Source organism: Pandoraea sputorum (genome assembly GCF_000814845.2).
Taxonomy (GTDB): Bacteria; Pseudomonadota; Gammaproteobacteria; order Burkholderiales; family Burkholderiaceae; genus Pandoraea; species Pandoraea sputorum.
The window spans coordinates 755,767-780,555 of the sequence record NZ_CP010431.2 but is presented as its reverse complement, the minus strand read 5'-3'; the positions used below and the strand labels follow the sequence as shown (position 1 = coordinate 780,555).

Below are 24,789 nucleotides of genomic sequence, written 5' to 3'. Positions count from 1 at the left end.
AATCGCCCCGCCTTGTCTACCGACAGGCAACGGGAAGCATTCGCAGAATCCGACAACGCGCGATTGGGCCGACCCGATGTCAATGCACCAGAAAATCGAGGACCATGCGATTGAACGCGGCGGCGTGCTCCCATTGCACCCAGTGACCGCAGCGATTGAACACGTGCAATTGGGCGTTGGGCACCCCGGCAAGCAGTCGCAGACCAACGTCCATCGGAACGAAACGGTCCTCGCGACCCCATACGATCAACGTAGGCGCAGCGATTTCGCCAAGACGGGCGCCATAGTCCGTGAACTGCTTCGGGTTCGCCGCAAGGCTCTTCACGAAGTTCTCCAAATGTTCGCGAGACGCGAGCATGTTGTCGAGCCTCGCCTGCATCAGATCGTCGGTGATCGCGCTGGCATCGAAGACAAACACATTCATCATCCGCTTCAGATTCTCGATAGTCGGCTCCTTGTACAAGCCATTGAGCAGCTTGATGCCCTCAGTCGGCATCGCCACGAACTGGCTTGGGCCGCCAGTGCCGCCCCCATCAGAATCAGCTTGCCGACACGTGATGGGTTCGACAACGCAAATGCGACCGCGCTGTGGCCGCCCATCGAATTGCCGATGATGTGCACCTGCTCGATATCGAGCTCATCGAGCACTGCCTTGAGCACACGGGCATTGAGCTCCGAACGCGATCCGGTGTTGATCACGGGATCGCTTTTGCCCCAGCCGGGACAATCGACGAGCAGCACGCGATATCCGGCGTCGACCAACGGTTCGACGTTTCGATTGAAATTGGCCCAGCCCGTGGCACCCGGCCCCGACCCGTGCAGCATCACAACCGTCTGCGTGCCGCTGCCGGTGTCGTTGTAGTGAATGCGAAACACGGTGTCCGCGTCGCGAATGGTGACGAAGCGGCTCGTCGACGCCTCAGTGATTGCCGTCATGATGACCTTCCCTAATCAGAATCGGTGACTCGGAGATTCAAGAACTCAAAACCAAAAAATTTCGGTGTTTCGGAAACGCATACTCAACGTCCTGGCTGGACTGCGCCCGCCACGACACGCTGCTCGAATGTGCCCACGACGGTCAACGCGGCGAAGGCAGCGATCAGGATCAGTGGAATGCTCGATGACACGAGCATCGACGCACTCTGCCCCAACGCGAACAATTGCCCGGCAATCAGCGGTCCGAGAATCGAACCGAGTCGGCCGATCGCCACCGCTGCGCCAACGCCCGTTCCGCGAATTTCAGTGGGATAGGCCTGCCCCGCCATCGAATACAGCACCGACTGCCCGCCCACGAGAAACAAGCCGCAGAAGAATGCACCGCACGCCATCGTCAACGCGCCGATAGCGCTCGACAGCCCGGCCAGCGACAGCGCAATGCCGAGATACATACCGATCACCGTCAAGCGCGGCGAAAAACGGTCCATCACGTTAGAAATTCCGATGGCGCCGAGGCCGCCACCGATGTTGAACATCATGATCGCCACGCCCGCCTGCTCGCGGGACAGCCCGTTGGCCACGACCATCGACGGCAGCCAATTCATCAGGAAATACAGCACGATCAGCGTGCCGAGATAGCTCACCCAGAGTGCAACGGTCGTGCGCGTGCGGCCTTCTCTCCACAGCGCGTGAGTTACCCCGGGCGTCACGTTCGGCAATGCCGCATTCGAAGTTCGCGCAAGGCGCGTTTCGACGAACTGCGCGGACTCGCGCAGGCACAGACCAAGCAACGGCACCATAAGCAACGGACCCAAGCCACCGACGTAGAACACATGACGCCATCCCTCCTCGCTCGGGCTGACGATGCCGATGACGGCGGCGAGCGCCGCACCGAAAGGCATGCCGCAGTACATTGCGCCAACGGCAATGTTGCGATGCCCCTGTGGCGCGGCTTCGGCACACAACGCAATAAGGTTAGGCATGGCAGCGCCGAGGCCCAGACCGGTGAGAAAACGTGCCGTCAACAGCGACTCGAAACTCCATACGTGTGCCGTAAGTAGCGAGAAGATGCCGAACAACGCGACGGACAGCATCAGCACGCGTTTGCGGCCCCAGCGATCGGCCAGCCGTCCGCCCAGCGCTGCGCCCGGCAGCAGTCCAATGGCGCCGGCGCTGAACGCCCACCCCATCTGCGCCACGCTCAGACCGAACTCCTTTGCGATGCGTGGTGCCGCCACGCCAGCCGATTGCAGATCGAGGCCTTCGAGCAGTGCGATGGCCAGACACAAACCGATCGTCGCGAGGCTTCCCTTCGAGGGCGCGACGCCCTGGGATGATGCGTTCATTGCTGAGTCTCCAGATTTACGAAATCCGCTCTTGATGGCGGTCATGTTGTCGACGGCGAAATCACCGCCGTGGCGGGCGACGCCGGTGTTGCCCATTAACGGCGAGGGATCGGATATCGGACGCGACCTGCCTCACGCAAAAACGGCGCGTACGCTGCCTAGTCCCTCGATCTCGGTGACAAATGTGCCCGCCTCCGTGACGGGCACCATCGGCCCGAGCGCACCGGTGAGCACGACATCGCCGGCACGCAACGGCGTGCCAAGTTGCACCATGCGATCCGCCAACCAGACGGCAGCATTGAGTGGATTGCCAAGGCACGCCGCGCCGTCGCCGCGCGACAGCACCGTGCCGTCGCGCGAAAGCGTCATCGCGCAGTCCGTGAGATCTACGTCCGAGAGCTTCACGGGTCGGCTACCAAGAACGAATAGCGCGCTCGACGCGTTGTCGGCTACGGTATCGACGAAGCGGATATTCCACGCCTCGATGCGACTATCGACGACTTCCAGAGCCGCCACGGCGTAGGCGCTCGCGCGAAGAATGTCGGCGAATGTGTGCTTCTCGTGCACCAGGTCATGCTCAAGCACGAGCGCGATTTCTGCTTCAACCTTCGGCTGTATAAGAATGGTAAGCGGCATCGGCTGCGCATCGCCGTACGCCATGCCAGCAAACAGCGCGCCGAAGTCAGGCTGGTCCACGCCAAGTTGCTTTTGCACCGCCCGCGACGTCAGGCCGATCTTGCGACCGACAATACGTTCGCCACTGGCAACGCGCGTGTCGACATTGCGCTGCTGCACCGCATAGGCGGTCGTCATGTCGTCGAGCGCAATCTCGCCGCGCACAGGCGCGACGGCTTGACGTGAGGCTTCCGCCTGACGAAGGCGATCGGCAATCAGGTGAATCAGTTGGGCATTCGACATTGGAAAATTCTCACTTCCGCTCTTGTTTCTCTTGATCAGGCCGCCGCAATCAACGCTGGCTGCGGAAAAGCGTGCATCGCTGCAAAGCCCGCGATCCATTCGGGAATCGGACGGTAGTAATCGACGCTCGCGCGGTACTCGCCATAGGCCGCGAGCATCGCGAACGAGGCAACCCACGTGCGGATTTCGTGCGCGGACTTGCCGCCATATTGCGTAATCGTGTCGTTGCTCATCGCGTCGACGGCGCGCCAGTCGCCCTCCGTCAGGATTTGGAGGAATTCACGGTCCCATTGCGGATTGAGTGGATGCATTTGGCTGTCGCCCGCCGTAAAGGCCTTCGCCGCGGCAACGGTGCGCGCCTGACGCGCGGCACGAGATTCCGCCGACGGATTGCGTCCGGCGATCAGGCGCTCGGCCACTTCATCGGTCGCGCCGATAAGCTCGGGAACGGGAGGTTCGTGCGAAATGCCCCCCGAGCCGATCACGAGCACGCGCTTGTCCGTTTGCGCGAAGAAGCGGCCGATCGCATCGCCAAGCAACCGAGAGCGGCGAAGCGTCGCCATCGGGGGTGCGACCGAGTTGATGAATACCGGCACGACGGGATACGCGTCCAGACGTCCTGTCAGAACCTCCAGTGCGTAGGCGAAACCATGGTCGACCTGCATGCGGTACGACAGCGCAACGTCGATATCGACCGACAGTACGTGCTCAGCCAGTGCATGTGCGATGTCCGACGGCACAGGCAACGGGCCTGCCAGGCTCTTGAAATCGCCGATGGCCGTGGCCTTTGCGCCAATACAGAACGCGGGCATGACGTCGTAGAAAAAGCCATTGAAGTGGTCGGGCGCGAACACGACCACAAGCTCCGGGTCGAACTGGCGCACACGCTCTCGCGCAGCCGCCTGTACGCGTCCCACTTCCAACACCACTTCATCGACAGGGTCAAAATATCCGTGAAGCGGCGTATGGGACAGGCATTCGAGATGAATCGGCATTCTCAGGCTCCGGCCACTCTGGCCAATGCAATGTCGTTTTCGATGCGCTCTGGCACCGGCGTCGCCTCGTTCGTGACGAGACGAATCGGGTCCTCGGCGAGCGCGGCCTTACGCGCGAGTTGCGAAAGCGCGTGCGAGACTTCCTGCGGCCCGCACACGCCCGCAATGAAGCGGTCCGGGCGCATCAACACCACCGACTGAGTGCGTGCACCGAACCACGCTTTGAGACGACCCTGCGCATCGCCGATCGCAATGACCCCGTCAGGCACGTCGTCCATATAGCTGAGCTGGGAGTCAGGCTTGGCGAGCACGAAGCGAACGCCGAGCTTCGTTGCAACGACGCGCGCTTCCGGCGTCAGACCGAATGTCGGATCGGCGCCCCAGCCGATCACGGCGAAGTGATTGCCGATGACGTCGTCAAGTCGCAGGATTGTCCCGTCGACGGTTCGGACTCGCGGCTGAATGAACAAGCGCCCAGCCGGGGAGTCGGCGGACGGATCCCGGCCGTACACCCAACGGCCGAGCCAGGAGTCGCGCTTCTGGCTCATCAGTCCGAGCAGGCGGCCCGGTGCCGAATTGCCCGAGCGCTCCAGCAGCCGCGCGAGCCATCCACCGGTGCTCGTAGGGGGTGGGAGCAGGACCACGCCCTCTTCATAGCGAGGCATCGGCTTGAAACGCATCTCGACGAAGTAACGCTTGACGGACGGAAACCAATTGAAGCTGCGCACGAAGGCATCGCGAAAGCGCACGCCAAAGCGCGTCGTCGGGGCAAAGATGTCGCCAGCGACTTCGGACAGGTGGATCATCGCGCGCGCATGCGCTCGGCGTTCGGTCGTGTAGGTATCGAGCAACGCACTATGGCACTGGCCTTTCACGACCATGGCGAGCTTCCATCCCAGATTGTTCGCGTCGCGAATACCACTGTTGTAGCCCTGCCCCTGCCATACCGGCATGATGTGCGCGGCGTCACCCGCGAGCAGCACCCGCCCGACACGGAACGTCGAGGCCAGCCGGGCGTTGTGCGTGTAGACCCGTTTGCGGATGTAGTCGACCTTTTCCGGATACGCGACGACCTTGCGGATCAGAGCGGCCAGATTTTCCGGCTTCGACAATTCCTCTTCCGTCTCCCCCGGCATCACCATGAATTCGAAACGACGAATGCCGTGTGGCAGCGCCGCCGATACATACGGGCGCTCGTGATCGCAATGCAGGTGCACGTGGGGCGTGCCAACCGGGTCGTTACGCACGTCGACCACGATCCACTGGTTCGGCTTGGTGCGTCCTTCGAACGGTACTTGCAGCAGGCGACGAATCAGGCTGTTGCCGCCGTCCGCGCCCACGACGTAAGCCGCGTGAACTATGCGCATTTCGCCATCGCTGGTGCGCGTGGTCAGCGTGACGCCGCGTTCGTCCTGTGTGCAGGCCTCCACGCCGTGCCCGAACAACACCTGAACGTGCGCGAAGCGCGCCAGGCCGTCAAACAGTACGCGGTCGGCCAGCGGCTGGATGAACGCATTGCGACGCGACCAGCCGAACTCGTCGGTGCGTGGCTCAATCGACGCAAAGCAATTTCCGTCGCGCGTGAGAAACCGCATCCAGTGGTCGGGCGTGGTGTGGGGGAGCAACGCATCGGTGAGGCCTACCGCCTGAAACACACGCAGCGCCTCGTCGTCCAGACCGATGGCACGCGGATAGTCGATGAGCTGATCGAGCTTCTCGATGACGGTCACGCGTACGCCTTGCAGACCGAGAATGTTGGCAATCATCAACCCGACTGGGCCGGCGCCGACAATGGCGACGTCGGTGGTGATGTCGGTCACGGCATTGGACGCATTGACGGATGCAGTCATGTGTCTCGCTCCTTTACGTTTCTTAGGCACAAGCGCGCCCCCGCGCATGTCTCGCGCGTACTTATGGCGTGCTGCTGTCGGTGAATCGGCGGCGGATCGCGGTGTCCGCTTGTCTTCGCTTCGTTGGCCGGCTCGGGCCAGGATCCGTTGTCAAACGACTCGCCTTCGGCATATGTCGTTCGCACGGATGGGGCGGTGTCTCCGTTAGCGCTCTGATTTTCTGTGCAGTCTAGGCAGATCGCGAAACGCCCTCAACTTTTTCGTCGAAATGTGCATAGAATGCACATAATTGATTTATATGGGGTTTTCGATGGGAAAGTACCCGAATGTGCGAGGGCTATCGCGCGGATTACTGGTGTTGCGCGCGATGAACGCCATGGAGCGCGGTCGCGCAACGCCCGCGCAACTGAGCGAAGCCACGGGCCTGCATCGCACGACGGTGCGGCGGTTGCTCGAAACCTTGCTGGAGGAAGGGTTCGTGAGACGCAGCACGTCGGACGACACCTTTCGGCTGGCACTTGCCGTGCGCTCCCTTAGCGAAGGCTTCACCGACGACGAGCGTGTCGCCACCATCGCCCCGCCGATCATGGGGCAGCTAATGCAGCGTGTCGTATGGCCATCGGACCTGACCACACCCGATGGCGATGCCATGATCATTCGCGAGACGACACATCGCTTCAGCCCCCTGTCGTTTCACCGCGCGATGGTCGGCCGACGCCTGCCGATATTGTTCACCGCTGCCGGACGTGCCTACTTCGGCATGTGTCCCGACGCGGAGCGCGAAGACATTCTCGACTTGCTGCGCACAGGCGCGGGGGGCGAGTTGCAGCAACGCTTTGCCAGTGACGACGCCTTTATCCACAACCTCGTACGCCAAACGCGCGAGAACGGCTTTGGCTCGAATCATGGCGACTGGCATGACCAACGAAAAATCGGGGCCGTGGCCGTCGCTATCCCATCCGAAGGTCGCGTTCTCGCCAGTTTGAACGTGATCTATCTCGATCAGGCCGTGAGTCCCGCAGAGGCCGTGCGGCGTTTCGTGCCGCCCCTGCAAGACGCAGCCGCGCAGATCGCGGCAGCGATATCGACCAAAGCGTCACCCTCGCCATAACCGTCACCGCATACGTGCCCCGCTGTGCCCCGCTCCATCGTGGACCGATCCCGGAGCACCGATACCCATGGGGCCATGTGCGACGCACCTGGCGCTTGCCCGGCGGCGACGCCCTTGGCATGGCTGTGGGAGGTTCTGTCAAAATGTCCACCCAATCCCTCTGACCGAGTACGGAATGGAACTCAGACAACTACGCTATTTTCTTAGCGTCGTCGAACACGGAAGCATGGGCAAGGCAGCGCTGGAACTCGGCGTAGTGACCTCGGCATTGAGTCAGCAGATCAGCCGGCTCGAAGGAGAACTGTCCACGCGTCTGCTGCAACGCACCTCGGGCGGCGTCGTGCCGACCGATGCAGGGCTGGCTTTCTGGCGGCAGGCGCAACTCGCGCTGCGTCATGTCGACGATGCCGCACGGGCAGCACGTTCAGCCCGTCTCTCGGGCCATGTCAGCGTCGGTATGGCGCCCAGCACGGCGAGCGTGATGGGCGTCGAGTTCATGCAGGCCATGCGCTCGCGCTACCCGGACGTGCGATTGCACATGGTCGAGAGCCTCTCCGGCAATCTTGCGTCCATGCTGAGCGCGCGTCAGATCGATCTCGCCGTGCTGTTCCGCGAAGCGCCCGCGCAGCGCTGGAGCGTGCAGCCACTGCTGGACGAGCGCTTGTTCCTCATCGGCGCGGGCGATCTCGAAGGCATGCCTGCAAACAAGTCCATTCGGCTGAAGCATCTTGGCAAACTCCCGCTGGTGCTGCCTAGCGGCTCGCACGGGTTACGTTCGCTGCTGTTATCGGCGTTCAGGCGCGCCGAATACGAGCCCAACATCGTCGCAGAAGTCGACGGTCTTGCGCTTCTGATGGATTTCGTGCGCGCCGGCATCGGCGCGACGATCCAGCCCGGCGCCGCACTCGCGCGGCCCGAGAACAGGACGCTCAAGAGCGTGCCCGTCGCAGAGAAATACGCCACACGCCCCAACATGCTCGCCAGCATCTCCGATGACGAACTGTCGCCTGCCGGGCTCGCAGCACGCGTGGTGCTTGCCGACGTCGCACGTCGATTGGTGGATGAGGGCCGCTGGCCCGGTGCGCGGCTACGGGTGCCACAGCCTTCACAAACCGTGAAGACCTCTTGACGGCCAGGTCGTAGCGAAGGAGCACACGAGACCTTTACGATTTGTCCAAAGGGAGACAAGTCTGATGGTCGATGTGCTCGTAATCGGGGGAGGCAATGCCGCGCTGTGCGCCGCGCTCATGGCGCGCGAAGCGGGCGCCTCGGTCCTGCTTCTCGAATCCGCCCCACGCGAATGGCGCGGCGGCAATTCGCAACACACGCGCAATCTGCGCTGCATGCACGATGCGCCGCAAGACGTTCTCGTCGATGCCTATCCGGAAGAAGAGTTCTGGCAAGACCTGTTGAAGGTCACAGGCGGCATCACGAACGAGCATCTCGCGCGACTGACGATCCGCGCGTCTTCGTCTTGCCGCCCCTGGATGCAGAAGCACGGCGTCCGATTTCAGCCGCCGCTGTCAGGTGCGCTGCACGTGGCGCGCACCAATGCGTTCTTTATGGGTGGCGGCAAGGCGCTCGTCAATGCGTATTACCGCAGTGCCGAGGCACTCGGTGTCGACATTCGTTACGACACTCCCGTCGATTCGCTAGAACTCGATGGTCGCCGTTTCGTCGCAGCACGCGGCGGCAACCGACGCTTCGAGGCACGCGCCTGCGTGCTGGCCGCGGGTGGCTTCGAATCGAATCGCGAATGGCTTCGCGAGGCCTGGGGACAAAACGAACGCGGCGAATGGCCCGCCGACAACTTCCTGATTCGCGGTACGCGCTTCAACAAGGGCGTGCTCATCAAGCACATGAGCGACGCTGGCGCGGACATGATCGGCGACCCGTCGCAGTCACACTGCGTGGCCATCGATGCACGCGCGCCGCTGTACGACGGCGGAATCTGCACGCGTATCGATTGCGTATCGCTAGGTGTCGTGGTGAACCGTGACGCCGAACGCTTTTACGACGAAGGCGAGGACTTCTGGCCGAAGCGTTACGCCATCTGGGGACGGCTGGTGGCGCATCAACCCGGACAGATCGGTTATTCGATCATTGACTCGAAAGCCATCGGCCGCTTCATGCCGCCGGTGTTTCCCGGCGAAAAAGCCGACACGCTGCCGGAACTCGCCCGCAAGCTCGGGCTGCCGCAAGCGCGTTTCATGGAAACACTCACGCGCTATAACAACGCATGCCGCGACGGCACCTTCGACCACACCGCACTGGACGACTGCCATACCGAAGGTCTCTCGCCGCCCAAGACCCATTGGGCCCGCCGCATCGAAACGCCACCGTTCTACGGATACGCGCTGCGCCCCGGCATCACGTTCACCTACCTCGGACTAAAGACGAACGACCGCGCACAGGTTCACTTCGGCGGCATCGCCAGTGAGAATCTGTTCGTCGCTGGGGAAATGATGGCCGGAAACGTGCTCGGCAAGGGGTATACCGCGGGCGTCGGCATGTCGATCGGCACCGCCTTCGGGCGCATCGCTGGCACACAGGCCGCGCGCGCAGCATTTGAAACAACGGAGGCCACCAGTGCAGCAGTCTGAATCGCTCACACCCGAACGCAAACGCACGGCGTTGCCGATCGAATCGAAAAAAAATGTGTCGCGCGAAAGCACGGCACGCGTGATTCCCATCGTTGCGATGAGCGCAAGCGAAACCGAAGTCGCGCGGCAGATGCAAATCTGCAACGCTTGCCGCTACTGCGAGGGATTTTGCGCGGTGTTCCCGGCCATGACGCGTCGTCTGGAATTCGGCAAAGCGGACGTCAATTACCTGGCGAATCTCTGTCATAACTGCGGCGCCTGCTATCACGCGTGCCAATACGCGCCGCCACACGAATTCGGCGTGAACGTACCCAAAGCAATGGCCGAGGTCCGACTCGAGACTTACACCGAATATGCGTTCCCGGCGTCTTTCGGCGCGCTGTACAAGCGCAACGGCCTGACCTTGTCGGTTGCTCTGGCGGCAGGACTCGCGCTGTTCCTGCTGCTCGGCACGATATTGGGCGGTGGTATCCCGGCGGATATCGCGTCAGCAAACTTCTATGCGGTCTTCCCGCACAACCTGCTGGCAGCGATGTTCGGCGTCGTTTTCCTGTTCGCCATTCTCGCGCTCGGGGTGGGTGTCACGCGCTTCTGGCGCGATGTGTCCGCAGGAACGGCGAGCGCTTGCGCACCCGCCGTTGCGGAAGCAGCAAAACACGCCCTGACACTCAAATACCTGGACGGCGGGCATGGCGACGGCTGCAACGAAGCGAACGATGCCTTCACGTTGGCGCGGCGGCGTTTTCATCACCTGACGTTCTACGGCTTCATGCTGTGCTTCGCGGCCACTGCCGTCGCAACGCTCTATCACTACGCATTCGGCCTGGAAGCGCCCTATCCGGTGCTTAGCGCGCCCGTACTGCTGGGCACGGCGGGCGGCATCGGGCTGCTCATCGGGCCAGCAGGACTCCTGTGGCTGAACCTGAAACGCGTGCCCGAGCGGGGCGATGTTCGTCAGCGTCCGATGGACCGCGGTTTCATCGCACTGCTGCTTATGACGAGCGCGTCCGGTCTCGCGCTGCTGGCCATGCGTTCGACCTCGGCGATGCCCTCACTGCTCGCGATTCACCTCGGCATCGTGATGGCGCTGTTCGCCACGCTGCCGTACGGAAAGTTTGCGCACGGCATCTTCCGTTCGGCAGCGTTGCTCAAATCGTCGATAGAGAAGCGGCAGCGCAACACGCTAGGCCTCAGTTCGGATTAGCCGTCGATCGGGCGCGTGAGCGCCCGTCACCCCATACAAGACAAAAATCAGGAGACATAATGAACCGCACAGAACCGATCGCTGCTACGCCCGGCGTGTCGTCCATGAGGAGAGCTGTCGCCGTGTTGCGTGTGACCAGCGGCAATTTCATCGAACAGTTCGATTTCTTTCTGTTCGGCTTCTACGCGACGTCGATCTCAAAGATCTTTTTCCCGTCCTCCAGTGAGTTCGCTTCGCTGATGCTCACCTTTGCCGTGTTCGGCGCGGGATTTCTGATGCGCCCGCTCGGCGCAATCTTTCTCGGTGCCTATATTGACAGAGTGGGACGGCGCAAGGGACTGATCGTTACGCTGTCGATCATGGCAAGCGGTACGGTCCTGATTGCTTGCGTGCCGGGATACGCGACCATCGGTCTGATCGCCCCCGTGCTCGTGCTGATCGGGCGTCTTTTGCAGGGCTTCTCGGCGGGCGCGGAGCTGGGCGGCGTGTCGGTCTATCTCGCAGAAATGGCGACGCCCGGTAACAAGGGCTTTTACACGAGCTGGCAGTCTGCAAGCCAGCAGGTCGCCATCGTCGTGGCGGCGGCGATCGGCTATGCGCTGAACCAATGGATGTCCGCGCAGCAGATCGGCGCATGGGGCTGGCGAATCCCATTTTTCATTGGCTGCGCGATCGTGCCATTTCTGTTCGTGCTGCGCCGTTCGCTGCAGGAGACCGCGGCGTTCGAAGCGCGCCAGCATCGTCCGCAGGCACGTGAGATTTTTTCCATCCTGCTCGCCCACTGGCGCACCGTCATCGGCGGCATGCTGCTCACGGCAATGACGACGACCACCTTCTATCTCATCACCGTCTATACGCCGACGTTCGGGAAGTCGGTGCTAAAGCTGTCGACCTCCGACAGTCTGATGGTGACGTTGCTCGTCGCGGCATCCAATTTCGTCTGGCTACCGATCGGCGGCGCGATCTCCGATCGTGTTGGCCGCAAGCCGCTGCTGGTCACCATTTCGGTGCTGACGATCTTCACGGCTTATCCGGCGCTGTCCTGGCTCGCCGATGCGCCCAGCTTCGCGCGTATGCTGATCGTACTACTGTGGTTCTCGTTCTTCTTCGGCATGTACAACGGCGCGATGGTCGCAGCACTCACCGAACTGATGCCGGTCGAAGTGCGCGTCGCGGGCTTCTCGCTGGCGTTCAGCCTTGCAACGGCATTGTTCGGTGGCTTCACGCCTGCCATCTCGACATATCTGATTGAGGCCCTGCATGACAAGGCCGCACCTGGCTACTGGCTAAGCTTCGCAGCGCTGTGCGGCCTCTGTGCAACGCTCGGGCTGTATCGTCGACGCTCTTCTAACGAGACGTCCCTGTCTGGAGCGGGCGTCCGTGAGCAAGTCAACGGGTGAGCGCCCGCTCAAGTCGAGAGCGATGGCAAGCCGGACTCAACGAGCGGTGGCCCTCGCCGCGGCATGAATGCTCGATCTTGAAGCGACGATGGACAGGACGGCAGAGACGGCCAGACTGCCGCCGACACACATCATTGCGACGACGAGCGCTTTGGCGAGAGACAAAGGATCTGGTGCGGTCCCCGCGACGCTGAAGAATACGCCGCCGATGACGGCGACACCCAGTGCTGCACTGATTTGCAACGCCGAATTCGTGATGCCCGCAATCATGCCGGAACCTGTGACCGGTGCCCGATTGATGATTGAGCGCACCAGCGTAGGCAGCGCCCAGCCTTGGCCGAATCCAAGAAGTGCGACCGCCGCAGTCAGTGGAAACTGAGCCGGCATCTGTCCGGGCGCACCGGCCACGAGGGCGGCGAGGAGCGCGCAGCCCGCAACCTCCAGCGTCATACCGATGGCGGGGACGCGGTCGCCGAAGAGGCGGATGGCCAAGGGCGTCGTCAGCGGCCCGATGAAGGCACCAACGCCGAACGGTAGGAAGACCAGGCCTGTTTCGAGTGGACTCATCCCGAGCGCCGCCTGGAGATAGACGGAAAACGTCAGGAAGAAAGCGGAGACGACGTAAAAGAAGAGCACCCCGGTAAGCCCGCTCAACAGGCCGGGCCTTCGGATCAACGCCACGCTGATCAGAGGCATCCCGCCCCGGCGAGCGTAAGCCACCTCATATTTGCAGAAGGCTACCCCAGCGATGGGGCACGCGATCAGCATCGCGCACGCCCACCACGGCCAACCTAGTTCCCGCCCTTCGACCAGAGGCACGATGAGCAAGCCCAGCGTGAGCGCGCAGAGTAGCACCCCGGTCCGGTCTACGGGGGCCGGGCTGTCGCCACGGACGTCGGGTAGCAACGGCAATCCGAAAATCAGGACCGCGACGACGACCGGCAAATTGATGAGAAAGACGACGCGCCACGTCAGGTGAAAGATGTCCGCAACGATCAGCGCGCCCCCGAGCGCCTGCGCGGCGACGGCGGCCAGCCCCACCGCGGCGCCGTAGAGGCCCAAAGCGCGCGCGCGCTCCTTCTCCGGGAACAAAGCGTGAATGGAGGCCAGTCCTTGCGGTGCCATGGCGGCGGCACTGAGCCCCTGCAGCACACGCCCGAGGATCAGTACGGCGGGTGAAGTTGCCAGACCGCAGATCACCGATGTCAGTCCAAATCCCGTGACGCCGATCAGAAAGATCCTCCGCCGCCCGAAGAGGTCGCCTAGTCGGCCTCCCGTAATAAGGAAGACCGCGTAGGCCGCGGCGTATCCGGAGATGACAAGTTGCAACTCTGCAGCGCTCGCGTGGAGCGTGCTTTGAATGGACGGCAAAGCGACGTTCACGATGAAAAAGTCCAGCGGAGGCATAAATGCGCCCACCAGCAACACCGCGAACGCCGACCATCGACGCGTGGAAGAGGTTGTCATATGTATAGGTCTCGGCGTGCGCGGCCGCGTCAGGCCGGACGGCCAAAGCGTTCCGTGCCTGTGATGGGCTGCCAGTTCTGTAGCGGCGTGGCGTAGTGCATGGTGAAGGTGCGCTCCAGGAACGCCCAGCGGCCTTCGCGGCGCTGATAGACGTCGCGGTATTGGCCGCTTACCTGAAGTGCGCCCTGCTCGACATCGTAGAAAAGACAGTCCGCCGCCACCAGGCCGTGGCCGTTGTCACCGTCCACAGTAATCAGTGCGTTCGCCATCCAATGATGCATGTACGGCATGCGCTTCATGTTGATGCGTGCTTGCGCCAGGATTGCCTCCAGGCCCTCGGCGTTTCCGTTCGCGCCCAGTAGCAGTCGCGACTCAGGATGCCAGAGCGTGGCCAGCAGCTCGATGTTCATGGAGTCGAACGCCTCGGCGTAGTTAGCGATCAGCGCATCGATGGCGAAACGGCTTTCGAGGGCGTCAAGGCGTGCTTCGAGTTCTTTGGACATGGGTATTTACGTATCAATTGGTACATAAATTACTAAAAAAATGCGAGGTTCATGGGAGACCTCGCTCTGCTCTTTATTTAAATACCGAGTGGTACAAATATAAGGCGATATGGAAGACCGTGTCAACGCACTCTTGAATGACCCGCTGCACTGTGCGGCAAACTACATGCCCGGACTTGCCTCATGATTTTGTATCGACTAGTATCTATTTCTTTGCAAATGGAGATGACTATGGTTCAGCGGGGTCGGCCACGGACGTTCGACCGCGATGCGGCGGTCATTTCGGCGATGCACCTGTTCTGGGAACATGGCTACGAATCGACGTCTTTGTCGCAGTTGAAGGCAGCGATCGCCGGAGGCATCTCCGCGCCCAGCTTCTATGCGGCCTTCGAGTCAAAGGAGGCGCTGTACAAAGAGGCGCTGGAGCGATACATGGAGATTTACGGCAAGGTGACCCGTAGTCTCCATGACCCGTCGCTTCCGCCACGGGAGAGCGTGTTCCTGGCGCTGCTCCGGTCGGCACGGATGCAGACTGAGAGTGGCCACCCGAAGGGCTGTATGGTCGCGCTGGGCGTTGTCGGCGCCAGTTCCATCGGCAGCGAAGCCGTCACCCAGTTGCTGCGGGAGGTGCGCAATCGCACGCGCGCCGGCTTCCGTGCCTGCGTGTCGCGCGGCATCAAGAGCGGGGAACTGCGCAGCAGCACGGATCCGGCGTCACTGGCCATCGCATTCGACTGTTTTTTTCAGGGACTGTCTGTGCTTGCCCGCGATCGCGTCCGACAGGCGGTCATTGAGAAGGCCGTCACCGACGCGATGGGGATGTGGGATGCCGCACTGAATCAGCCGATGACTGAGCCGGTCCGCAAAGACCACTGACGACTACGGGGGCGCTCGGAGGCTCCCGATGGGACAGATTCACCTTCTTCGCCGACACATGATTGCCGGTATTCTCGAGTCGTCACCTTCCACGTTTCCCTTCCTCTTACGGGTCCATCATGACGCCTGACCGTACTTTGCTCGAAGCCTTTGCACCGACTGGCGTGCTGCGCGCCTGCATCAATCTCGGCAACCCGATTCTTGCGGGCGTCGATGCGCAATCGCGTCCCACTGGCATCTCGGTCGATCTCGCGGGCGCGCTGGCAAAGCGGCTCGGGGTCGAACTGGAACTGGTGGTGGTCGACGCAGCAGGCAAATCCGTGGAGACGGTCACGAACGAGCAGGCTGACGTGGGCTTCTTCGCCATCGATCCGCGCCGCGCGGCGACAATCGGCTTTACATCGCCGTACGTCCTGATCGAGGGCTATTACCTCGTGCGCGATGCGTCCCCCGTCAAAACCAATGCGGACGTCGATCATGCGGGCACCCGTGTGGTCGTCGGTCATGGCAGCGCCTATGATCTGTTTCTGACACGCGAACTCAAACATGCCGAGATCGTGCGCGCGCCGACGTCGCCGACGGTGATCAAGACGTTCATCGACACCGGCTGCGAAGTGGCCGCTGGCGTCAAACAGCAGTTGGAACAGGACGTGGCGAACCTCACCGGTTATCGCCTGCTGGACGAACGCTTCATGGTCATTCGTCAGGCGATGGGCGTGCCGATCACGCGCGGCGAAGGCGCATTGGCTTACCTCAAGACGTTCGTGGAAGACATGAAGCGCGAAGGCTTCGTGGCCGACGCAATGAAGCGACACGGCATCACGGGCGTGAGCGTCGCACCGACGGAGTAAGCGTCGGCATTTGCGCCCGACGTCGGGCGTGTGCGCGGTACGGAGTCTTGCGCTAGGCGCGCGCGCTCGCGACGTATTTCCCTGGGGTGACACCGAACACCGAGCGAAACATCGCGATGAAATTACTGGGGCTCGCGTAACCCAGCACATCGGCAATCACCGACACCGCCTCACCTTCCGATAGCATCTCGACGGCGCGCATGAGCCTCGCCTGCTGACGCCACTCCGACAACGTCATGCCAACCGACGCCGCGAACAGGCGTCGTGCCGTGCGCGTCGACAGTCCGGCCATCGACGACAGCGCCTCAAGCGAATGCTCGCGGCCCGGCTCATTGAGCACCAGCGCCGTCATCTTGAGCAGGCGCTTGTCACTGGGCATCGGCAGGTGTAACGGTTCATGCCGTGCCGCGCGAATCTCGTCGATCAGCACCGCCATGACGCGCGCCTCCTCCGGCGACGTCACAACGTCCGCACGCCATCCCGCCACGCGCTGAATCAGCGCTTCGAACAACGGCCCGACCGAGAGCACCTGCGGACGTTCGGGCAAGGTCTCGCAATACGCGGGGGCAAGCAGGATGTTCGCGCCGGTCTTCACCCCCTTCAACTCACCCCAGTGCATCAGATCCGGCGGAATCCACACGGCACGCTGCGGCGGCACCAGCCACGCGCCGAAGTCGGTGCGGATATGAAAATGCCCCGCGCCGATATAGATCAATTGCCCCTGCGCGTGCCGATGCCATCGATTCAGGCGGCGGATGCTCTCCGGACGTGTGTCGTCAACACCGAAACCTGCCAGCGTTTCGTGTTCGTGATCGATTTTCCCGAGGCTGCGTGGCATGAGCGCGGAATCCAGAGTTGGCCGATTTTCAGCATATTTTGACCTTATGCGGATAACGGGGCAATCACGGCCACCGATAGAGTGCGTCATGAACGCTATGTCGGCGTTGTGCTCAGGAGAAAGGAATGTCGCAGAAACCCGTCATCGTGATCGTCGGGGCCGGACCGGCCGGACTTGTCGCCGCCAATATGCTGTGTCGCGATGGCTTTGACGTAACCGTCTTCGAAGCCGACACGAGCGCCACGTCGCGCGATCAGGGCGGCATGCTCGACCTTCACGTGCCGGACGGTCAGCTTGCGCTGAAGAAAGCCGGTTTGTTCGACGCCTATATGGCGATTGCCCGTCACGACGATCAGGAGCTTCGCGACATCGACTGGGCGACGGGTGAAACGCTCCTCGAAGACATTCCCGCCCCCGGCACCGGCGACAGCCCCGAGATCGACCGTCTCGTATTGCGTGAACTTCTGCTCGAACCGTTGCCCGCCAGCACGGTGATCTGGGGAGCGCGTGTCGTTGGCGTCGGTAAGACCCCGGGCGGTCGCCGTATCGTCCATCTGCACGACGGACGCACCTACCAATGCGATCTCGTCATCGGCGCCGACGGAGCCGGGTCGGCCGTCAGAGCCGCGCTCACCGACGTTCGTCCGGTGTACACAGGTGTGACGTTCGTCGAACTCTGGTTCTCCGACGTCGAACGCCGACACGCTGACGTCGCGGCGCTGGTCGGCCACGGAACGCTTATGTCCGTGGGCAATGGTCCCGGATCAGGCACCGCGCTCTTTGCACAACGCAATGGCAACGACGTCATACGGTCCTATGCGGCGTTCAGAACGCATGCCGACGACACCGACCGGCCGCAAAAGACACTCGCCGACATCACCCGGCAGGCGCTGCTCGCACGCTTTCCGGGCTGGTCGCCTCGCCTGCTGTCATTGATCGAGGATGCCGAGCACATCGCCGCCATACGCCCGATTTTCAGCCTGCCACCGGGCACCCGATGGCCTTCGACGTCGGGGCTCACACTCGTCGGCGACGCCGCGCACGTGATGCCGCCCATGGGCGTTGGCGTCAATCTCGCCATGCTCGACGCCGCAGAACTTGCGGAGGCCATCACGAGCGCACCCGACTGGCAGGCCGCCGTGCGCGCGCAGGAAACTGGCATGCTCGACCGGGCCGCCCAGATCGGTGCGGAGTGCGCGCGCGCCTTCTCCGCGTGGTTCGGTCACAGCGAGCGTCACGCGCTGCCGTCCGCGCTCCCCCACACGGTTGCCGAGCAACGTCGTTAGGCGCAGCGCGCCGTCACCGTCAGCCCTTCCGCCTCAAGCGCCCGCTGCACGGAAGGACGCGCCAGCACGCGGCGATACCAACGCTGCAAATGGGGCAGGTCGTCAAAGTGGATGTTCGCCTTGTAGACGGACTGAAGCCACGACGCCTGCCCCCATTGCGTCAGCGTGAACAGGTAAGCATCGGCAACGGTGAAGTCATCGCCCATCAGATACGCCCGTTGCGCCAGTTGCTCATCGATCCATTTGAAGCGAGCCTCCAGCTTCGGCTTCGCCGACTCGGTGCCGTACTTCCCCGCGAGCACCGCATAGAGCAGCGGAATGAAACCCTTGTGGATTTCCGTGCTGAGGAAATTCAGCCACTCCTGAAGTCGGTAGCGATCAAGCGATCCATTCGCAGGCGCCAATGCTCGTTCCGGCTTGCGGTCCGCCAGGTACTGCACAATCGCCGGGCCTTCGCGAAGCCGCGTGCCGTCCGCCAATTCCAGCAACGGCACGTAGCCGAAGGGACTGAGCGCATAAAAGTCCCGGCCGTCTTCTGTCGTATGCGTTTTGTAATCGACCTTCACCAGCGAAAAATCCGCCTCCAGTTCGTTGAGCACGATGTGAGGCGACAGCGAGCAAGCGCCCGGCACGTAATAGAGCTTCATGAGGATTCCCGAAATAGTGATTCGGGGGTCATTCTAGGCAATCGGTATAAAAAATAAAGAAGGCACTAAAATGACATATAAGTACAAAAAATATACCCACTCTTAAGAATGTGAGTGCCTGATGAAAGAGAATCTGTCCGGCTGTTCGGTGGAAGAATCGATGCGCGTTCTCGGCGGGAGATGGCGACTGCTCCTCGTGTCGTACCTGCTCGACGGCCCCAAACGATTCAACGATCTGCGACGCGATGTCCCCGGCATTTCGCAACGCATGCTCACGCTCGACCTTCGTGCGCTGGAGGATGCCGGACTGATCACACGTACCGTGTACCCGACCTCCCCCGTCAAAGTCGAATATGCGCTATCGGCCGACGGCGAGCGACTGCGTCCCGTGGTCGAAGTGATGAAGGAATTCGGGCTTTGGCTGAAGGCGCGTGACGAGAACCGTTAATGCCGCGAAACGTCGGGATATACCCGAAGCCACTCCACGGCTGCGTGCACCAAGGGCTTATCCAGCGGGCCTGAGCGACGGTGCTATCCGCAATGCAGCATGAAGCAGGGGCAAATTGGGGTAGCGCGATGCAAATGACTGACTACACTTCCTAAGTGCATACGGCACGCTGAGAAACCGATTAAGACGGTTCGTAATACAAAGTTTGCGAAGTAAAGAGGCACGCCGTACGAAGGTAAAAATGGGGCCAGTGAACTAGCGTTTCCATTCCTTCACGGGAGGCATGTCCATGACGTGCCTGAATAAATGGATGATCGGCGCCTGTCTTGCCACGCTAAGCGGCGTGGCAATGTCGCAGGGTGTCGGCACGGGTTCATCCGAACAGATGATGATGGCCAACCTCGGCCCATCACCACTACCCGTACGTGTCCCGCCTCCGTCTGCCCCCATCTCCGTCGCAGTGGTTCCGGCCGTCCCCGTCACGCTCTATCCGTTCGGTCGAGAGGGTCCCGAGACGCCCGAGCGCGTGGATCGAATGACGCAGGCAGACGCCAGCGCGTTTCTCTACACTCGGATCGAAGCGATCAATAGCGCTGCGCCATCCTCCGTGCATGGGACGGCCAGCTGGATCGAATCACCTGCCGCCGCCGATACGGCCAACGCCGCAAGAGCGACGCAAAGCTACCTGAACATCGGGCCAAACCGCTCACCTGAGTTGTCCCTCGTGCAGTGGAACAATACCGATGACAAGCTGGGTTCAGATCCTAAGCGCGGGCTTTCGCTCAAGACTGAAGACTGGACCGTTTCCGCGAGCGCGAAAATCCCGATTCTCCGTCAGAAAGATCTCGGTGCGACGGTGTACGTCAAGCGCCGCTTCTGATCCGCAAACGGTTTCGTCACGGCCGTTGTATCGATACGTCGAAGCATCGGCGTGACGTTTTGCGTCCCTCGATTCGACTACACGAGCTCAGGCGGTCGGCTTCACCGCCGTCACATCGATCTCCACCAACCACTCGGGGCGCGCAAGCGCCTGCACCACGATGCCCGTCGACACAGGGAACACGCCTTTGAGCCAGCGCCCCATGACGTTGTAGACAGCCTCGCGATAGCGCGGATCGACGATATACACCGATACCTTGCAGATGTCGGCGAGCTGACTGCCGCATTCGTCGAGCAGCATCTTCACGTTAGCCATAGCGCGTTCGGTCTGTGCCGTCACGTCGCCAATGCCGACGGATTCGCGCGTGTCGAGGTCCTGACCGATCTGTCCGCGCAGATAGATCGTGTTCCCGGCGATCACCGCCTGGCACAGATCGTTGTCGAGCTTTTGTTCCGGATAGGTTTCGCGGGTGTTGAACTTGCGGATGCGGGTGTGCGTCATGTTGTCTCGTCTTTCTGTCTAGGGTCGGCGGCGCAGTCAGTGCGCCAGAATCTTGGAGAGGAAGCGCTTCGCGGCGAGACTCGCCGCTTCATTGAAGAACACGTCGGTCGGACTGTCTTCGATGATCGCGCCGTCCTCCATGAACACCACGCGATGCGCCACGCGTCGCGCGAAGCCCATCTCGTGCGTGACGACCATCATCGTCATGCCCTCGCGGGCGAGTTCGACCATCACGTCGAGTACTTCGTTGACCATTTCCGGATCGAGCGCCGACGTCGGTTCGTCGAACAGCATGGCCATCGGGTCCATCGACAACGCACGCGCGATGGCCACGCGTTGTTGCTGACCGCCCGACAACTGCCCTGGATACTTATGTGCGTGCGCCGACAGCCCTACGCGATCGAGCAACGCCCGCGCCTTGGTACGCGCAGAATCGGCGTCGCGCCCGAGTACGATCTGCTGCGCGAGCGTGAGATTGCGCGTCAGATCCAGATGCGGAAACAGTTCGAAATGCTGGAAGACCATACCGACCTTGCTGCGCAGCTTCGGCAGATTGGTCGACTTCGCGGTAAGCGACGTGCCCGCCACCACGACGTCGCCCTTCTGGAACGGCTCCAGCGCGTTGACGGTCTTGATCAGCGTCGACTTGCCCGAGCCGGACGGCCCGCACACCACCACGATCTCGCCCTTGCCGACATGCGTCGAGCATTGCTTGAGCACGTGGTGCGCGCCGTACCACTTGTCGACGTCGCGAATCTCGATGATGGGTTGTGCGGTGCTCATTTGTCGTAGTGCCCTGCGCGAATCGACGCGCCGATCAGGTTGAGGATCAAACGACCGGCCGTTACGCACGAAATCAGGTTCGCGTCGTCTTTCTCCGGTTGAATCTCGACGATATCCATGCCGATCACGCGCCCCTTGCGCACCAGCCCGTGAATCAGCTTGCGCGCCTGCACGAACGTCACGCCACCCGGAGCCGGACCGGCCACGGCAGGCATGGTCGACGGGTCGAGTCCGTCGGCGTCGATGGTGAGGTAGTAGTTACCGCCGTCGGGAATGCGATCGAGCACGGCGTCCATCCCGATGTCATGCAGCTCGTACGCCGTCACCAGCTCTGCACCGTACTCGCGCGCGGCAGCCAGATCCGCCGGACGGCCACTGCCCTGCGCACGCAAACCGATCTGGATGATGCGATCCACGTGCGCCATTTCCGACGCACGGCGAATCGGGCTCGACAAGCCTTCGCGCACACCGTTGACTTCGTCGCGCCAGTCCAGATGCGCATCGATATGCACGAGCGTGATCGGTCCCTTCTGATCGAGACCGCGCAGCACGGGCGTGGTGATGCCGTGGTCGCCGCCCAGCACAATGGGCATTGCACCACCCGCTGCAATGCGGCGCACCGCCGCTTCGGCGCGGGCATAGTGTTCACCCGGCTTCGACAGGTCGGGTACGATGTCGCCGCAGTCGACGAAACGGATGTCCTTGCGCCCTTGCAGCAGCGGGCCGTCGATGTCGAAGTCGTAGTGCTCGGGACGGCGCACCACACGGTCCGTCGCCTGACGAATCGCGGACGGCGCATTCGTCTGATCGTTGCTGAAGTCGGACGCCGCATACGGTGCGCCGTACGGCATGCCGAGCACAGCGATGTCGGCCGTCAGGTTGTCGATGTCGAGATCAAGCTCCGAATACAGCAGCGTCGGATGGCCTGTGCGCGGGGCAACGGTGTAAGTCGTCATGAGAGTTGTCCTTTTCCTTTGGCGGGGAGTGTCGAGAAAGCGACGGCGTCGGGTGTGCGGGTACGTCGCCCGACCACGGTTTCCAGACGCCGCCCCACACCGGCCAGCAAGACGCTGCTGAGCCAGTAAATCAACGCCGTCGTGCCGAGCACTTCGACGTAAGCGAACGTGTTTGCTGTGAGCAGATTGCTCTGATACGTCATCTCCGGCAGGCTCATCACCGAGAAGATGGCCGAGTCCTTGAACATCATGATCACGAGGCTCGTCGTCGGCGGAATCAGAAAGCCGAACAACTGCGGCGCGATGATGTGGCGCTGCGTCTGCCAGTAAGTCATGCCCAGCGAGAGCGCCGCATGCGTCTGACCGCGCGCCACGCTGCGCAGGGCCGCACGCAGGATTTCGCAGAAGTAGCCACCGGTATAGAACGCCGTGCATCCCACCGCGACGGTCATGGCCGACGCACTCACACCAACCTTCGGCAAACCGAAGAACGACAGGTAGACGAGGATCAGATACGGGATGTTGCGCACCAGCTCGACGTAACCGAGCGCTATCGGGCGCAGCAATGTGCGCGACTGCGCGGCGTAGGCGGCGGCGATGCCGATCACGATGCCGATGGGGATACCGGCGAGGCTCACGAGCGCAGTAACGCGCAGACCTTCGAGCAGGACGGGAATCGCTTCGCGGACGATGGAGAAATCAATGGCCATGGGGCAACATCCTCGATACGCGGCGCTCGCACACACGCGACGCGGCCGAAATGCAGAACAGCAACACGAAGTACACGGCGGCCGTGATCGCGAAGACCTGCAACGGCAGATCCGTCTGCAAAGTGGCATTGCGTGCGACGGTCGCAAGTTCCGGCACAGCGATGATCGACATCAGCGACGACGCCTTGAGCAAAATCGTGAACTCGCTGGTCAGCGGCGGAATGGAGCGGTAGATGACCTGCGGCAGCAACACGTGTCGCCACACCTGCGTCGCGCGCATGCCCATCGCATAACCGGCGGCGCGTTGTCCGTGCGAGATCGTGCCGAGTGCGCCGCGCAGAATCTCGACGATGTAAGCGCTCGTGTTGCAGGCGAGTGCGGCTACACCGGCGGTGACAGGCGAGATCGAAAGATCGAACATCGCGGGCACCATGTAGTACGCGATCAGCATGTGGATCAGCGCTGGGGTGCCGCGAATCAGACTCACCCACAGCACCACCAGCGAGCGCAACGGCGCGAACGGCGAGATGCGCATGAGCAACAGCACGATCCCGAGCGCCAGCCCGATCACGAAGGCACCGGCCGACGCCGCCAGCGTGATCGCCGTTCCCGAGACCACGCCTTCGAGAAACGGTTGAATCACACCGGCCATGCCGCCCATGCTGCCGAGGCCGTCGACCATGGCTGCGGAGGTCAAATCGCCCCCTGCGGCAAGTAGTTCTCGCGCGGCGTGTCCATCGGGCCGCCAAACCACTTCTTCTGCAATGCGGCCAGCTTGCCGTTTGCACGGAATTCGTCGAGCGAGTCGTTGATGAATTTGCGAATCTCGAGATCGTTCGGATTCGCCACCCACGCCAGCAGCTTCGGCTGGCCGATGGTGCCTGCGATGCGGAACGCATTCGGCTGTTTGCGCATCTGCACGGCGGCAATGTTCGACGGCATCAGCGCGACGTCGATGGTCTTGTTGGCGAGCGCATTTGAGACATCCGGATACGCCTGGAACAGGCGCGTGCCCGCGTAGCCCTTGCCCGTCTTGTCCTTGAGTTCCTTCTCGAACTCGTCCGCTACCGGTTGGGACGACGAGCCCATCTGCGTGCCGATGGTCTTGCCCGCGATATCCATGCCGCTCTTGATGTCGGTCTCGTCGACACGCACCATCAGCACCGAGCGCACGACACCGACCGGCTGGCTAAACGCGAAGCGCTTGGCGCGCTCCGGGGTGATACCCACGCTCGTCGCCACAAAGTCGAACTTGTGCGACATCAGACCCGGCAGCAAGCCCTGGAACGGCAGGTTCATCTGTTCGAGCTTGACGCCCAGCTTCGCGGCCATCAGTTCGAGAATATCGTGCCCATACCCGACCACTTGTCCGTTTTCCACATATTCGAACGGCTCGTAGGCCGCTTCGGTGCCGACCGTCAGCTTGCCACGCTTCTTGATGTCGGCGAGCGTGCCGCCTTCGGCGAAGGCCAGCGTCGGCACGACTGGGAGCGCCAATGCGGCGCTCGATGCAAGCGTCGCCTTTACAAAGGATCGTCTGGACCAGGTCTTCATAGCTTGCCTCGCGTCATGTGGGTTGGGTCTTGATCCGGCGCGCCCGGTACTGTCGGTGTATTTGCGTCTGTGTTCGGGGAAAGTCGCGCCTCTGCAATTCAATGTATGCGGGCAAAAAGATCATGA

At 62.1% G+C, this 24,789-nt stretch carries 24 protein-coding genes and 1 pseudogene; 10 read left to right on the top strand and 15 right to left on the bottom strand.

What is annotated here, in order from left to right:
- Window positions 1-79: 79 nt before the first annotated feature.
- The 5 genes and pseudogenes from NA29_RS03565 to NA29_RS03545 all read right to left on the bottom strand — a co-directional run bounded on the left by NA29_RS03565 (window position 80) and on the right by NA29_RS03545 (window position 6,045).
- Window positions 80-936: pseudogene (locus NA29_RS03565) on the bottom strand (alpha/beta fold hydrolase).
- Window positions 937-1,019: 83 nt separating this feature from the next.
- Entirely contained in the window at window positions 1,020-2,282 is a 1,263-nt protein-coding gene (mhpT, locus tag NA29_RS03560) for a 3-(3-hydroxy-phenyl)propionate transporter MhpT (RefSeq protein ID WP_039402241.1), read from the bottom strand.
- A 132-nt stretch (window positions 2,283-2,414) separates the two neighbouring features.
- Window positions 2,415-3,200 (bottom strand): fumarylacetoacetate hydrolase family protein, encoded by a 786-nt coding sequence (locus tag NA29_RS03555; protein ID WP_039395827.1) that lies wholly within the window; start codon window positions 3,198-3,200, stop codon window positions 2,415-2,417.
- A 35-nt stretch (window positions 3,201-3,235) separates the two neighbouring features.
- Window positions 3,236-4,195 (bottom strand): 3-carboxyethylcatechol 2,3-dioxygenase, encoded by a 960-nt coding sequence (locus tag NA29_RS03550; RefSeq protein WP_039395825.1) that lies wholly within the window; start codon window positions 4,193-4,195, stop codon window positions 3,236-3,238.
- Between the two features lie 2 nt (window positions 4,196-4,197).
- Window positions 4,198-6,045 carry a bifunctional 3-(3-hydroxy-phenyl)propionate/3-hydroxycinnamic acid hydroxylase gene (locus tag NA29_RS03545; protein WP_039395823.1) on the bottom strand — a complete coding sequence of 616 codons (1,848 nt, stop codon included), beginning with the start codon at window positions 6,043-6,045 and terminating at the stop codon, window positions 4,198-4,200.
- A 310-nt stretch (window positions 6,046-6,355) separates the two neighbouring features.
- On the opposite strand from NA29_RS03545, the gene NA29_RS03540 reads away from it, so the two are divergent.
- The 5 genes from NA29_RS03540 (at window position 6,356) to NA29_RS03520 (ending at window position 12,363) form a co-directional block, all read left to right on the top strand.
- Window positions 6,356-7,156, top strand: coding sequence for a DNA-binding transcriptional regulator (locus NA29_RS03540; protein WP_039402238.1), 801 nt, complete (start codon window positions 6,356-6,358; stop codon window positions 7,154-7,156).
- Window positions 7,157-7,331: 175 nt separating this feature from the next.
- Window positions 7,332-8,285, top strand: a complete 954-nt coding sequence (locus tag NA29_RS03535) for a LysR family transcriptional regulator (RefSeq protein ID WP_039395821.1) — start codon at window positions 7,332-7,334, stop codon at window positions 8,283-8,285.
- A 64-nt stretch (window positions 8,286-8,349) separates the two neighbouring features.
- Window positions 8,350-9,759: an FAD-dependent tricarballylate dehydrogenase TcuA gene (tcuA, locus tag NA29_RS03530; RefSeq protein WP_039395819.1), complete on the top strand. Its 1,410-nt coding sequence runs from the start codon at window positions 8,350-8,352 to the stop codon at window positions 9,757-9,759.
- A complete protein-coding gene (gene tcuB, locus NA29_RS03525) occupies window positions 9,746-10,963 on the top strand; it encodes a tricarballylate utilization 4Fe-4S protein TcuB (protein WP_039395817.1) in 1,218 nt (405 codons plus the stop codon). Before tcuA ends, tcuB begins: the two co-directional genes overlap by 14 nt.
- 59 nt (window positions 10,964-11,022) lie before the next feature.
- A complete protein-coding gene (locus NA29_RS03520; protein WP_039395815.1) occupies window positions 11,023-12,363 on the top strand; it encodes an MFS transporter in 1,341 nt (446 codons plus the stop codon).
- A 36-nt stretch (window positions 12,364-12,399) separates the two neighbouring features.
- Here the strand turns inward: NA29_RS03520 and NA29_RS03515 are convergent, their stop codons facing one another.
- Together NA29_RS03515 and NA29_RS03510 are read right to left on the bottom strand one after the other, a co-directional pair.
- Window positions 12,400-13,830: an MFS transporter gene (locus NA29_RS03515; RefSeq protein ID WP_039395813.1), complete on the bottom strand. Its 1,431-nt coding sequence runs from the start codon at window positions 13,828-13,830 to the stop codon at window positions 12,400-12,402.
- Between the two features lie 29 nt (window positions 13,831-13,859).
- Entirely contained in the window at window positions 13,860-14,333 is a 474-nt protein-coding gene (locus NA29_RS03510; protein ID WP_039395811.1) for a nuclear transport factor 2 family protein, read from the bottom strand.
- A 231-nt stretch (window positions 14,334-14,564) separates the two neighbouring features.
- Here NA29_RS03510 and NA29_RS03505 point away from each other — a divergent pair, with 231 nt between their 5' ends.
- Both NA29_RS03505 and NA29_RS03500 read left to right on the top strand, forming a co-directional pair.
- Entirely contained in the window at window positions 14,565-15,209 is a 645-nt protein-coding gene (locus tag NA29_RS03505; RefSeq protein WP_039395809.1) for a TetR/AcrR family transcriptional regulator, read from the top strand.
- Window positions 15,210-15,328: 119 nt separating this feature from the next.
- Entirely contained in the window at window positions 15,329-16,060 is a 732-nt protein-coding gene (locus NA29_RS03500) for an ABC transporter substrate-binding protein (RefSeq protein WP_039395807.1), read from the top strand.
- A 52-nt stretch (window positions 16,061-16,112) separates the two neighbouring features.
- Here NA29_RS03500 and NA29_RS03495 read toward each other — a convergent pair whose 3' ends face one another.
- Window positions 16,113-16,898 carry an AraC family transcriptional regulator gene (locus NA29_RS03495; RefSeq protein WP_052252490.1) on the bottom strand — a complete coding sequence of 262 codons (786 nt, stop codon included), beginning with the start codon at window positions 16,896-16,898 and terminating at the stop codon, window positions 16,113-16,115.
- Between the two features lie 125 nt (window positions 16,899-17,023).
- Between NA29_RS03495 and NA29_RS03490 the strand changes: the two genes are divergently transcribed.
- Window positions 17,024-18,184, top strand: a complete 1,161-nt coding sequence (locus tag NA29_RS03490) for an FAD-dependent oxidoreductase (RefSeq protein WP_052252489.1) — start codon at window positions 17,024-17,026, stop codon at window positions 18,182-18,184.
- On the opposite strand, the gene gstA is transcribed toward NA29_RS03490, so the two are convergent.
- Entirely contained in the window at window positions 18,181-18,831 is a 651-nt protein-coding gene (gstA, locus tag NA29_RS03485) for a glutathione transferase GstA (protein WP_039395805.1), read from the bottom strand. The genes NA29_RS03490 and gstA overlap by 4 nt on opposite strands.
- A 121-nt stretch (window positions 18,832-18,952) precedes the next feature.
- Between gstA and NA29_RS03480 the strand changes: the two genes are divergently transcribed.
- Both NA29_RS03480 and NA29_RS03475 read left to right on the top strand, forming a co-directional pair.
- Window positions 18,953-19,279 (top strand): winged helix-turn-helix transcriptional regulator, encoded by a 327-nt coding sequence (locus NA29_RS03480; RefSeq protein ID WP_039395803.1) that lies wholly within the window; start codon window positions 18,953-18,955, stop codon window positions 19,277-19,279.
- 289 nt (window positions 19,280-19,568) lie between these two features.
- A complete protein-coding gene (locus NA29_RS03475) occupies window positions 19,569-20,159 on the top strand; it encodes a hypothetical protein (protein ID WP_150777138.1) in 591 nt (196 codons plus the stop codon).
- Between the two features lie 87 nt (window positions 20,160-20,246).
- Here the strand turns inward: NA29_RS03475 and NA29_RS03470 are convergent, their stop codons facing one another.
- Genes NA29_RS03470 through NA29_RS03445 form a run of 6 tightly spaced genes read right to left on the bottom strand, consistent with a single transcriptional unit; the run spans window position 20,247 to window position 24,663 of the window.
- Window positions 20,247-20,660 (bottom strand): RidA family protein, encoded by a 414-nt coding sequence (locus NA29_RS03470; RefSeq protein WP_039395799.1) that lies wholly within the window; start codon window positions 20,658-20,660, stop codon window positions 20,247-20,249.
- A gap of 36 nt (window positions 20,661-20,696) precedes the next feature.
- Entirely contained in the window at window positions 20,697-21,425 is a 729-nt protein-coding gene (locus tag NA29_RS03465) for an amino acid ABC transporter ATP-binding protein (protein WP_150777196.1), read from the bottom strand.
- Window positions 21,426-21,439: 14 nt separating this feature from the next.
- Window positions 21,440-22,399 carry an agmatinase gene (locus NA29_RS03460; RefSeq protein ID WP_039395795.1) on the bottom strand — a complete coding sequence of 320 codons (960 nt, stop codon included), beginning with the start codon at window positions 22,397-22,399 and terminating at the stop codon, window positions 21,440-21,442.
- A complete protein-coding gene (locus tag NA29_RS03455; RefSeq protein ID WP_052252488.1) occupies window positions 22,396-23,109 on the bottom strand; it encodes an amino acid ABC transporter permease in 714 nt (237 codons plus the stop codon). Before NA29_RS03455 ends, NA29_RS03460 begins: the two co-directional genes overlap by 4 nt.
- Complete coding sequence (locus NA29_RS03450) at window positions 23,099-23,791, bottom strand: amino acid ABC transporter permease (RefSeq protein WP_052252487.1); 693 nt, start codon at window positions 23,789-23,791, stop codon at window positions 23,099-23,101. Before NA29_RS03450 ends, NA29_RS03455 begins: the two co-directional genes overlap by 11 nt.
- Before the next feature lie 11 nt (window positions 23,792-23,802).
- Window positions 23,803-24,663, bottom strand: a complete 861-nt coding sequence (locus tag NA29_RS03445; RefSeq protein ID WP_039395793.1) for a transporter substrate-binding domain-containing protein — start codon at window positions 24,661-24,663, stop codon at window positions 23,803-23,805.
- Window positions 24,664-24,789: the final 126 nt, after the last annotated feature.

Excerpts from the sequence above, each read along its gene's own strand:
- mhpT (WP_039402241.1), bottom strand. The coding sequence starts at position 2,282 with ATGAACGCATCATCCCAGGGCGTCGCGCCCTCGAAGGGAAGCCTCGCG.
- NA29_RS03555 (WP_039395827.1), bottom strand. The coding sequence starts at position 3,200 with ATGTCGAATGCCCAACTGATTCACCTGATTGCCGATCGCCTTCGTCAG.
- NA29_RS03550 (WP_039395825.1), bottom strand. The coding sequence starts at position 4,195 with ATGCCGATTCATCTCGAATGCCTGTCCCATACGCCGCTTCACGGATAT.
- NA29_RS03545 (WP_039395823.1), bottom strand. The coding sequence starts at position 6,045 with ATGACTGCATCCGTCAATGCGTCCAATGCCGTGACCGACATCACCACC.
- NA29_RS03540 (WP_039402238.1), top strand. The coding sequence starts at position 6,356 with ATGGGAAAGTACCCGAATGTGCGAGGGCTATCGCGCGGATTACTGGTG.
- NA29_RS03535 (WP_039395821.1), top strand. The coding sequence starts at position 7,332 with ATGGAACTCAGACAACTACGCTATTTTCTTAGCGTCGTCGAACACGGA.
- tcuA (WP_039395819.1), top strand. The coding sequence starts at position 8,350 with ATGGTCGATGTGCTCGTAATCGGGGGAGGCAATGCCGCGCTGTGCGCC.
- NA29_RS03520 (WP_039395815.1), top strand. The coding sequence starts at position 11,023 with ATGAACCGCACAGAACCGATCGCTGCTACGCCCGGCGTGTCGTCCATG.
- NA29_RS03515 (WP_039395813.1), bottom strand. The coding sequence starts at position 13,830 with ATGACAACCTCTTCCACGCGTCGATGGTCGGCGTTCGCGGTGTTGCTG.
- NA29_RS03510 (WP_039395811.1), bottom strand. The coding sequence starts at position 14,333 with ATGTCCAAAGAACTCGAAGCACGCCTTGACGCCCTCGAAAGCCGTTTC.
- NA29_RS03505 (WP_039395809.1), top strand. The coding sequence starts at position 14,565 with ATGGTTCAGCGGGGTCGGCCACGGACGTTCGACCGCGATGCGGCGGTC.
- NA29_RS03500 (WP_039395807.1), top strand. The coding sequence starts at position 15,329 with ATGACGCCTGACCGTACTTTGCTCGAAGCCTTTGCACCGACTGGCGTG.
- NA29_RS03495 (WP_052252490.1), bottom strand. The coding sequence starts at position 16,898 with ATGCCACGCAGCCTCGGGAAAATCGATCACGAACACGAAACGCTGGCA.
- NA29_RS03490 (WP_052252489.1), top strand. The coding sequence starts at position 17,024 with ATGTCGCAGAAACCCGTCATCGTGATCGTCGGGGCCGGACCGGCCGGA.
- gstA (WP_039395805.1), bottom strand. The coding sequence starts at position 18,831 with ATGAAGCTCTATTACGTGCCGGGCGCTTGCTCGCTGTCGCCTCACATC.
- NA29_RS03480 (WP_039395803.1), top strand. The coding sequence starts at position 18,953 with ATGAAAGAGAATCTGTCCGGCTGTTCGGTGGAAGAATCGATGCGCGTT.
- NA29_RS03475 (WP_150777138.1), top strand. The coding sequence starts at position 19,569 with ATGACGTGCCTGAATAAATGGATGATCGGCGCCTGTCTTGCCACGCTA.
- NA29_RS03470 (WP_039395799.1), bottom strand. The coding sequence starts at position 20,660 with ATGACGCACACCCGCATCCGCAAGTTCAACACCCGCGAAACCTATCCG.
- NA29_RS03460 (WP_039395795.1), bottom strand. The coding sequence starts at position 22,399 with ATGACGACTTACACCGTTGCCCCGCGCACAGGCCATCCGACGCTGCTG.
- NA29_RS03455 (WP_052252488.1), bottom strand. The coding sequence starts at position 23,109 with ATGGCCATTGATTTCTCCATCGTCCGCGAAGCGATTCCCGTCCTGCTC.
- NA29_RS03450 (WP_052252487.1), bottom strand. The coding sequence starts at position 23,791 with ATGGTCGACGGCCTCGGCAGCATGGGCGGCATGGCCGGTGTGATTCAA.
- NA29_RS03445 (WP_039395793.1), bottom strand. The coding sequence starts at position 24,663 with ATGAAGACCTGGTCCAGACGATCCTTTGTAAAGGCGACGCTTGCATCG.